The sequence below is a fragment of the Pseudoalteromonas umbrosa genome (assembly GCF_030125375.1).
In the GTDB taxonomy this organism is placed as follows: domain Bacteria; phylum Pseudomonadota; class Gammaproteobacteria; order Enterobacterales; family Alteromonadaceae; genus Pseudoalteromonas; species Pseudoalteromonas umbrosa.
Genome location: NZ_JASJUU010000005.1, coordinates 69,861 through 79,361, shown reverse-complemented (window position 1 = coordinate 79,361; position 9,501 = coordinate 69,861). Strand labels below are relative to the sequence as shown.

The window sequence follows — 9,501 nt, the reverse complement described above, 5'->3', positions numbered from 1 at the left end:
GGGAATAGAATGGATCAGTTACTAGCGCTCGACAAAGAGGACACGAGGACCGAGCTGGATAGTTTTGTGCATGACCTGTCAGCGCAAAAGCAAAGTGGTTTGGCTTGGGTGAAAAGCCATATTAAAGAAATTAATGAGTGGGTAGATAGAGATGGTGTGGCCTTGCTGCGCGGCTTGAATATTGTGAGCACGAATCAATTCAGCACGATTTTGGAAGCGATTTTTGGCGAGCAACTCAGTCAATATATTTATCGCTCCTCACCACGTACAGCACTGAGAAACAACATTTACACGACCACGGAGTATCACGCTGATCAGGTTATTTTGCAGCACAACGAAAATGCATACTCTAATTGTTGGCCAATGCGGATGGGGTTTTTCTGTGTGGTCCCGGCAAAAACAGGTGGTAATACGCCGCTTGCTGACAGTCGCTTAGTGTACCAGCAATTACCTGTGGCGCTTCGTGAAAAATTTGAAAAGCTGGGTGTGATGTATGTACGCAACTATGGCGATATTGATTTGCCATGGCAGGAAGTATTTCAGACTCAAAATAAACAGGAAGTCGAAGCGTACTGCTGGAAAAACGACATTATTTTTGAGTGGAAGTCTGATAAACACTTGCAGACCAAACAAATTCGTCCTGCGGTTGCGACCCACCCACAAACAGGTGAAAAGGTTTGGTTTAATCAGGCGCATTTATTTCATTGCTCAAGCATCGACAATCAGCTACCTGAGTCAATGCGAGAGAGTATTGGGTTAGAGAATTTACCACGTAATGCCTACTACGGAGATGGCAGCGAAATAGCAGCCAGTGATATTGCCATCATCAATGAGGTATATCGCTCGCTGACCTTTGCTTATCAGTGGCAGCGCAATGACATTATGCTGCTCGACAACATGTTATACACCCATGGTCGAGAAGCGTATACGGGCACCAGAAAGGTGCTGGTGGGTATGGCAAAAGCGGCTTATTAATATGGACGCAATTGTCGTGCTAAATATGAGTTTTGTTAGTAGTAAAGAAGTTAGCAAAGTAACTGAGCAACGCTAGGGAAACACACAATGAACGGGCTTTATCAGCAACAACTCAGGGTTTTAAGCCTATGCTGTATGAGTTTACTTCTGACCTCTTGTTTTAAAAATGGAGTGGCAAAAGATCACACCATTACTGCCGAACAGATAGAAATGTTCGAAGTCACTGTCAAAGACTACTGCGATAAGATGGTATTTTTTGGCAGTATTTACGTTACTTCCGGTGAGGATGTGGTGTACAAGGCCAATTGTGGCCCACAAAACATTCAATATGATGTTGCTAATACATCAGATTCAAAATATCGCATTGGATCGAATACCAAAGAATTTGCCGCGACAATTTTATTACGTATGTTGGCTGGTGAGGATTTAAAAACCAAAACCGTAGGTGATTACCTGCCTTGGTATCCGAAAAATCAATGCGCGGATGTCTCATTGCATAACCTGTTGAGCATGTCCTCAGGCATAGATAACTACAGTGATAATCCAGACGTATATCTTGATTGGGGCTGGCGACCATATTTATACGATGACACGTTAGATTTAAATGGCCCAGAAGGCTTTGGCAATCGCTTTTGTACTTGCACAGAGCAAGATAACAAACCAAGCTTCGAGCCGGGTTCCAAGTTTACCTACAGCAATTGTAATTACTACCTCATTGGTAACATCATTGAGCAGTTAGCCGCAGGTAAGCAAGGTCAAATAGACCCAAGCTTCTATTTCAGAAACATCGTTAAAGAGCAAATATTAGACCCGCTCAATATGCAAGACAGCGGTGCGTTTAACGCCATTGGTATTTATGAAAATATGACCACAGGTTATGTCTTTGACGAAAACCAATATTTGCCACTCACAACGGGTCGCCCACCTGAAACGGGAGGTCCAGCGCCTTATGAAAACATCTTCAAAAATCCGTACAGTAACCCGTTAGTGCTGTATTCCGCTGGCGACATGTATTCAACAGTGAAAGATATGCATAAGTGGGATCAGGGCTTATATGGTGACTTAATCTTAAATGCCGAGCAAAAAGAAATGGCGTTTGCACCGTATCAAAATACCCAAAGTGATGATGAGTGTGAGTACTTTGGCTACGGCTGGTTTGTAACCTATATCGATCCAAATCAGTATGGCAAAGTCGCCGATTGTCCAGATGATCCTAACAGCACCAATTTGAACAAATACGAAAAGTTCTTGCAGTACTCAGGCAGCTATCCTTATTCATGGGTAACGAGTTTTTCAAGGCTGTTAGAGCGTGATCAAACCGTGATGGCGTTTAGTAACTACCACAAAACCGGTTATGAGTCTGATTGTATCGCAGAAGAGTTGCGTAACATTATTTTCTATAACGATAGGCACCGTACTGAGCAGTGCCAAGGCGTGCTCGATGGCACGGTGAATTAGTACCAGTAATAAACTGATTAAAAGGCTGCCTGCATTAGAGTGTTGGGTGAAGTGTGTCTCTGTACTTTTGTCGGCCTTAACAAGGAATTTCTGCAATTTCGTATGGAATTGCAGTGATAAGGGCAAGTAAATGCAAAGTTTAATGATGTTTAAACACTTCGCATGAACTTGGTGGGTTCACAACTGTTTAAATCTACATCATAGAGGATGAATTATGACAGCGACAAAAACAGCAAAGGACGACAAGGCAAATGAAGCGAAGGCTTCTGCTACGGAGCCGCAAAGCACTGTAGTTCAGGCAGAAGACCGAGCAGCCGTGGCGCAGATCATTGTCGATAAGTACTCTAAATGGTCGTTTGGTTCTGGGTTAATCCCAATTCCAGCGGTTGATTTAGTGGCTTTGACGGGTATCCAAATGAAGATGATTGGTGAAATTGCCAACGTGTATGGCCAATCATACAGCGACAATAAACTGCGTGGCACGGTCAGTGCTGTGATCGGTGGTTCATTTCCGCAAACGCTTGGGGGGGCTGGTTTAAGCAGCTTCTTAAAAGCAGTGCCGGTAATTGGAACATTGAGTGCAATCGCATTTATGCCTGTAGTGTCTGCCGCATCGACGCATGCAGTAGGCAGCACGTTTATTCGTCATTTTGAAAATGGTGGCACTTTGATTGACCTTAATCTTTCTAGCATTAAGGGCGATATTGCTGATATTGCAGCGAAATATCGTAAAAATAAAGGTAATGCCAGCACACAACCGAGCGATGCCACTGTGTAATCACAGTGGCTGAACCTTGATAAACCAACAGGCTAACTGTTGGTTTATTTCGCAGCATTGGGCTTTTGAGGAGGTCATTATGATAGTGGCATTGTATTTGGTGTTATGTATTTTATCCGGCTATTGGGGACGCAATACGTTTGCAGGGCCGGTGGGCTTTTTTCTGATTTCATTATTTTTGACGCCGATAGTGAGCTTGCTGATGTTGCTGCTCACCCAAGATCGTAACCCACAGCAAGAAAGTGAGGAAGACTAGCTTTAATTTATATTAAGTGCGCTTGGCGATAATTATCGCTGTAAGGCTATTTAGCCGATAACAAAAATGATAAGAAAATCAAAATGGTATTATACGATTTAATCAGTCGGAATATAAAAATAAAGAAAAGGACTTTCGTGATGTTAGGCTGTATCTCTGGCCTTGCAAATGCGTTAGTCCTTGCCTTGATAAATAACGTGTCGGAAAACATTTCAGATATCCATAAAGAGAATCACATTCTCTATTATTTGGTGTTGTTTATTCTGACCATTTCAATTTATGGCTTGACGCAGCAAAGGCTGATGACCAAAGCCGCAAAAATGGTGGAAAAAGCCATTGATAGGCTGCGTGTCGAGTTATTTGAATGTGTGCGTCATACCGAGTTATCTACACTTGAAACCATAGGTAAAGAGCGCATTTTTAATACGCTTAGTAAAGAGCTGCAAACCATTTCACAGTCGGCACAGCTGTTTGTGATTATTGGTCAGTCGATCAGCCTTGTGTTTTTTACCTCTTTATATATTGCGTGGCACTCGTTTGTGGCATTTTTGGTTATCACCATTTTAATTTTAATGGGTGCCAGCATTCACCGGCTACGCGCCAATGAAATTCAACGCAATATGCAGCTGTCATTTGAGAGCGAAAACAAGTTGATCCAACGCTTATCTGACTTGTTGGATGGTTTTAAGGAAGTGAAGCTGAGCGTGCCGCGAGCCGATGACTTGGAACATGAATTTGTTATGGACTCAGCACGGGCTAAAAAAGCTAAAACCACCACACAAACCTTATTCGCCACTGATTTTGTGTTCTCGCAAATCACCTTTTTTGCCGCCACGGGGGCGATGGTGTTTATCGTGCCGAGCCTGTCTCATGTATACACGGATGTGGTGATTAAAGTCACTACGGCGTCACTGTTTTTAATTGGCCCCATTACCAGCATTGTTGGTGGGATCCCAATTTACACCACCGCAACGGAAGCGGCGCAAAACGTACTGACTTTGGAAGAAGATCTCAAACGTGCAAAAGTGGATAATTCAAACTTAGATACAGAGCACTTTTCCTATGTACATAATTTTGATGAGTTGAAACTGGAAGGGGCCTATTACCAGCATGGCCAAAAAGGTGGTGATAGGCCGTTTTTTGTTGGCCCCGTGGATTTAAGTTTGAAGCGCGGGCAGGTCACCTTTATTACCGGTGGTAATGGCAGCGGTAAAACCACATTTATCCGTATGTTAACCGGGTTGTATGAACTACAAGGCGGGCAAATATTAGTAGATGGTCAACCGATTACAGATAACCTCAAAGAAGCCTATCGCAGCTTATTTACAGCGGTGTTCGCAGACTTTCATTTATTCAAGCAGCTTTATGGCATTCACCATACCAGCCAAGAAGAAATCGATGATTGGTTGGCGTTTTTAGAGATGAACACCAAGGTCAAAGTAGTGGATGGGGAGTTCAGCAGCATTGACCTATCCTCAGGTCAGCGCAAGCGATTGGCGCTTTTGAGCACTATTTTAGAAAACCGACCCATTTATATCTTTGATGAGTGGGCGGCGGATCAGGACCCTATTTTTAGGCGTAAGTTTTATGAGCAGGTGCTGCCAAAACTTAAAGCTCGCGGTAACACCGTCATTGCCATCACCCATGATGATGCGTATTTCCATTTGGCCGATGTGCACTTAAAAATGGTCGAAGGACAGTTAATGGAACACCATGAAGTTGAGGGTAAAGGAGTAACATCATGAACATCATTCTCCCTTCTGATATAACTCTGACGATTATTATTAGTGCCATCTTGGCGATAATAATATCGAATATTTTGATGCGCTTGCTCAAGCGTTATCAACCTAAATTGAGACGACGCATTTTATCTTGGCGCTTTCGCGCAGGGTTAACCTTATTGATTGCGATCTTTTTGGTGATAGCGCTTATTCCAGTGATTTTTATCAAGGTTGATTCGGGTGAAGTTGGGGTACTTTGGAAGCGCTTTGGTGGCGGTACCTATTTGGATGCGCCACTACATGAAGGGACAGTATTGGTGTTTCCATGGGATACGCTTACTATTTATTCTAGCCGCTACCAAACTGCACATACCAATGTGTATGCCATCACCAACGAGGGCTTGCGGATCACCCTAGATATCACGGTACGTTATCGCCCTGAAGTGGACTTTATTCCCTATTTGCACAAGTTAGTTGGGCCAGATTATGTCGATGAAATCATTCTCCCAGAGGTGAGCTCTGGGGTGCGCATGATTGTGTCGCAATATGATGCTGAGCAGGTGTACGGCAATCAGCGCAAAGAAGTGCAAGAAGAGCTGCTTGGACAAGTGCTCAATGAGCTGGAGCTAAAAGAAAAGTCGATGTTACGCCAAGAAGCGCAAAAAATGGCGGGCCACCACTTAGTGAACTTGGATGATGTGCTGATCAAGCGTGTTGATTTACCTGATAAAGTACACAGTGCGATCATTTCAAAAGTGAATCAAAACTATATTTTGGAAGAGTACAAAATGCGTGTTGAAGTCGCGAAAAAAGAAGCGCTGCGTAAAGAGGAGGAAGCCAAAGGTATTGCCCTTTTCCAAGAAATGGTCAGCGACGGTATTTCGGAGGCTTATTTAAAATGGCGCGGTATTGAAGCCACCATCGAGCTGGCAAAATCGAACAATGCCAAAGTGGTGGTGATTGGCAGTGGCAAAGATGGCCTACCGTTGATATTAAATACAGAGAGTAGTCTGACGCCGCAAAACAGCAGCTTTAAAGAAACCCACAAGCCTGATGAGCTAAAAGCAGAGTTGGAGGCCTCAGGAGAAATACGCGATAAAGACGACTATTTAAATAGCGTCGATAAGTATGGCCACAAGTTAAAACCGGATCTTCGCCAACCCGATAAAACCCTAACAGATAGATCGCTGCAAACCGGCGAACCCATGGAATATTTAAAGTAGAGACTAAAGCGCCTCTGGTAAAACAGGGGCGTTTTTTTGTTTGATTGGTACAAGTGTTGTTAGTCTTATTGTTTTCTTTTGTAATTCACTCCTGATAGATTAAAAAGTAATTTCGTTTAAATATTTAAAAGGATCATTATGAAAACTCTACCAAAATTAGTACTGGAATACGTCGTTGCAGGCTTTGGCGTTAGCAAAGGCGGTGGTCCTAAAAACAATTGCGTTATTGGCCAAGAAGCGGCACGCAAAATACAAGGCGGATCAGGTGCCGACAAAGTTAAAGATCCTAAATTAGAAGGCAAAGATTAATTTGGATAAGGTGGCGTGGAAATAGGCTTAGGTCGATTTAAAATCGTTAAGTCATAAATTTGATAAGGAAAATAGAAAGTTAAAGTAATAAGGGATTACTAAGAAAATGGTGGCCCCACCTGGACTCGAACCAGGGACCTACCGATTATGAGTCGGGTGCTCTAACCAACTGAGCTATAGGGCCATTTTCAGCGACTGTGTGAAAACAATCTTTTGAAGCGCTGGCAGTATATGAAGTTTTGCGCCGCTTGTCACTAGCTAAAGTGGAAAAATATAACTTATCTTGTTCAATTGATTAATAAAAAAGCAAAAAAGTGCTGGGTTGAAAAACAAAAAAGCCGGTGTAAACCGGCTTTTTTACGAAAACATCTATTACAGACCGAGTTTTTTCTCTAGATAGTGGATGTTTGTACCACCATTTTGGAAGTTTTCGTCTGCTAAGATCTTCTTGTGTAACGGAGTATTTGTTTTGATACCGTCAATCACAAGTTCGTTTAATGCATTGCGAGCACGGGCGATTGCAACGTCACGGTTTTCACCATAAGTGATTAATTTACCGATCATTGAGTCGTAGTGCGGCGGTACTGTGTAGTCAGCGTAAATGTGGCTGTCCCAACGAATACCTAGACCACCTGCAGGGTGGAAACGCGTGATTTTACCTGGAGACGGAATGAACGACTCTGGGTCTTCAGCGTTAATACGACACTCGATAGCGTGGCCTTTGATCACAACGTCATCTTGTGTGATTGATAGAGGCTGACCGGCAGCAATTTTTAGCTGCTCTTTGATTAGGTCAACGCCTGTAACCATTTCAGTTACTGGGTGCTCTACCTGAATACGTGTATTCATTTCGATGAAGTAGAATTCGCCATTCTCGTATAGGAATTCGAATGTACCTGCACCGCGATAACCGATTTCGATACACGCACGTGTACAACGGTCACCGATGAACTTACGCATTTCTGCTGTGATACCTGGTGCTGGCGCTTCTTCAACTACTTTTTGGTGACGACGCTGCATTGAACAGTCACGCTCGCCTAAGTGAATTGCATTGCCTTGACCGTCAGCAAGTACCTGTACTTCGATGTGACGAGGGTTTTCTAGGAATTTTTCCATGTAAACCATGCCGTTACCGAAGAACTGTTGTGCTTCAGTTTGCGTCAGTGCGATTGAGTCTAGTAACTCTTCTTCTGAGCGCACAACACGCATACCACGACCACCGCCGCCGCCTGCAGCTTTGATGATAACAGGGTAACCGATGCGCTTGGCGATTTGCACGTTGCGCTCGTTGTCTTCTGTTAGTGGGCCGTCAGAACCAGGTACACACGGTACGCCAGCTTTACGCATTGCTTCGATTGCAGAAACTTTATCACCCATTAGACGAATTGTGTCGCCCTTTGGACCGATAAAGATAAAGCCACTTTGCTCAACTTGGTCAGCAAAGTCAGCATTTTCTGATAAGAAACCGTATCCTGGGTGGATAGCAACAGCGTCTGTTACTTCTGCCGCAGCGATAATGCGAGGAATATCAAGGTAACTCTCAGACGCAGCTGGTTTACCGATACAAATTGTTTCGTCTGCAAGTAGAACGTGTTTAAGGTCACGGTCGGCAGTTGAGTGTACTGCAACCGTTTTAATCCCAAGCTCCTTGCAGGCACGCAATACGCGAAGTGCAATTTCACCTCGGTTTGCAATGACTACTTTATCTAACATAGTGTTTGCCTTCTTGGGAATTATTCGATGATGAATAGTGGCTGATCAAATTCTACTGGCTCGCCGTTTTCAACTAGGATAGCTTTAACAGTACCTGCCTTGTCAGATTCGATCTGGTTCATCATCTTCATCGCTTCAACGATGCAAAGCGTGTCGCCAACGTTTACTTTTGTGCCGACTTCAACGTATGCCGCAGCTGTTGGAGAAGACGCAGAGTAGAAAGTACCAACCATTGGAGACTTAACTTGGTGACCCGCAGGTGTAGCTGCTTCCGCTGGTGCATCAGCTGCTGGCGCCGCCGCAGGTGCTGCAACTGGTGCCGCTGCAGGAGCAGGAACTGCGAATTGCTGAGGCTGAGCCATAACCGGTGCACTGCTGTGACGGTTAATACGTACTGATTCTTCACCTTCGGTGATCTCTAGCTCTGCAATACCTGATTCTTCTACTAGTTCGATTAGTTTTTTAATCTTGCGAATATCCATAACTTGGCCCGCCTGTTAGTTAATTTGAGTTATCTTGTTTGCGCAACTGGTCAATTGCTGCCATTAATGCAGCTTGATAGCCAATTGCACCTAATCCACATATGACGCCTTTCGCTACATCCGAGAAGTAGGAGGTATGTCGAAACGGCTCACGTGCGTGCACATTTGAAATATGCACTTCATAAAATGGGACGCTGATACTGAGCAACGCATCGCGCATGGCGATACTGGTGTGTGTGAAAGCCGCTGGGTTGATAATAATACAATCCACTTTGTCGTAATGGTCATGGATGGTATTGATAAGCTCTGCTTCACTGTTGCTCTGAAAATGAGTCAGCACCACATTGTGTTGTTCTGCGCACTTTGTCAGTGACTGCATTATCTCAGCTAAGGTCTGTGTGCCATATTTATCTGGCTCGCGACGGCCCAACATGTTCAAATTTGGACCATTAAGTACTAAAACCTTAAAATTTGCTGACATAATGCGTGAAATTCCTTTAAATGGGAAATAACGAGACTTTTTGTCTCTTGCTGTGTCTAACTTAAGCGCTTGCGCGATAAATAGCAAATATTTCTCACGTTCGTG

10 protein-coding genes and 1 tRNA gene are annotated in these 9,501 nt (G+C 43.8%); 7 read left to right on the top strand and 4 right to left on the bottom strand.

The annotated features are described in order from the left end of the window. The first annotated feature begins 9 nt into the window (after positions 1-9). The 7 genes from QNM16_RS17565 (at position 10) to QNM16_RS17535 (ending at position 6,720) form a co-directional block, all read left to right on the top strand. The gene (locus QNM16_RS17565; protein WP_284021702.1) at positions 10-975 is read left to right on the top strand and encodes a TauD/TfdA family dioxygenase; all 966 of its coding nucleotides are present in this window, start codon (positions 10-12) and stop codon (positions 973-975) included. Positions 976-1,110: 135 nt separating this feature from the next. After that, the gene (locus QNM16_RS17560) at positions 1,111-2,433 is read left to right on the top strand and encodes a serine hydrolase domain-containing protein (protein ID WP_284021701.1); all 1,323 of its coding nucleotides are present in this window, start codon (positions 1,111-1,113) and stop codon (positions 2,431-2,433) included. 214 nt (positions 2,434-2,647) lie between these two features. Further along, positions 2,648-3,211, top strand: coding sequence for a YcjF family protein (locus QNM16_RS17555; protein ID WP_063361289.1), 564 nt, complete (start codon positions 2,648-2,650; stop codon positions 3,209-3,211). A 79-nt stretch (positions 3,212-3,290) separates the two neighbouring features. Beyond that, entirely contained in the window at positions 3,291-3,467 is a 177-nt protein-coding gene (locus tag QNM16_RS17550) for a hypothetical protein (protein ID WP_284021700.1), read from the top strand. 140 nt (positions 3,468-3,607) lie between these two features. Beyond that, positions 3,608-5,212: a cyclic peptide export ABC transporter gene (locus tag QNM16_RS17545; RefSeq protein WP_284021699.1), complete on the top strand. Its 1,605-nt coding sequence runs from the start codon at positions 3,608-3,610 to the stop codon at positions 5,210-5,212. Beyond that, the gene (locus tag QNM16_RS17540; RefSeq protein WP_284021698.1) at positions 5,209-6,411 is read left to right on the top strand and encodes a prohibitin family protein; all 1,203 of its coding nucleotides are present in this window, start codon (positions 5,209-5,211) and stop codon (positions 6,409-6,411) included. Before QNM16_RS17545 ends, QNM16_RS17540 begins: the two co-directional genes overlap by 4 nt. Before the next feature lie 138 nt (positions 6,412-6,549). Continuing rightward, a complete protein-coding gene (locus QNM16_RS17535; protein WP_284021697.1) occupies positions 6,550-6,720 on the top strand; it encodes a hypothetical protein in 171 nt (56 codons plus the stop codon). 107 nt (positions 6,721-6,827) lie between these two features. On the opposite strand, the gene QNM16_RS17530 is transcribed toward QNM16_RS17535, so the two are convergent. From QNM16_RS17530 to aroQ, 4 genes are all read right to left on the bottom strand, one after another. Next, positions 6,828-6,904 (bottom strand) — tRNA-Ile (locus tag QNM16_RS17530). 188 nt (positions 6,905-7,092) lie between these two features. Next, positions 7,093-8,433: an acetyl-CoA carboxylase biotin carboxylase subunit gene (accC, locus tag QNM16_RS17525; protein ID WP_063361268.1), complete on the bottom strand. Its 1,341-nt coding sequence runs from the start codon at positions 8,431-8,433 to the stop codon at positions 7,093-7,095. 20 nt (positions 8,434-8,453) lie between these two features. Continuing rightward, on the bottom strand, positions 8,454-8,915 hold the full coding sequence (gene accB / locus QNM16_RS17520; RefSeq protein ID WP_023400705.1) for an acetyl-CoA carboxylase biotin carboxyl carrier protein: 462 nt from the start codon (positions 8,913-8,915) through the stop codon (positions 8,454-8,456). A 19-nt stretch (positions 8,916-8,934) separates the two neighbouring features. Then, on the bottom strand, positions 8,935-9,396 hold the full coding sequence (gene aroQ / locus QNM16_RS17515) for a type II 3-dehydroquinate dehydratase (RefSeq protein ID WP_284021696.1): 462 nt from the start codon (positions 9,394-9,396) through the stop codon (positions 8,935-8,937). Between the last annotated feature and the right edge of the window lie 105 nt (positions 9,397-9,501).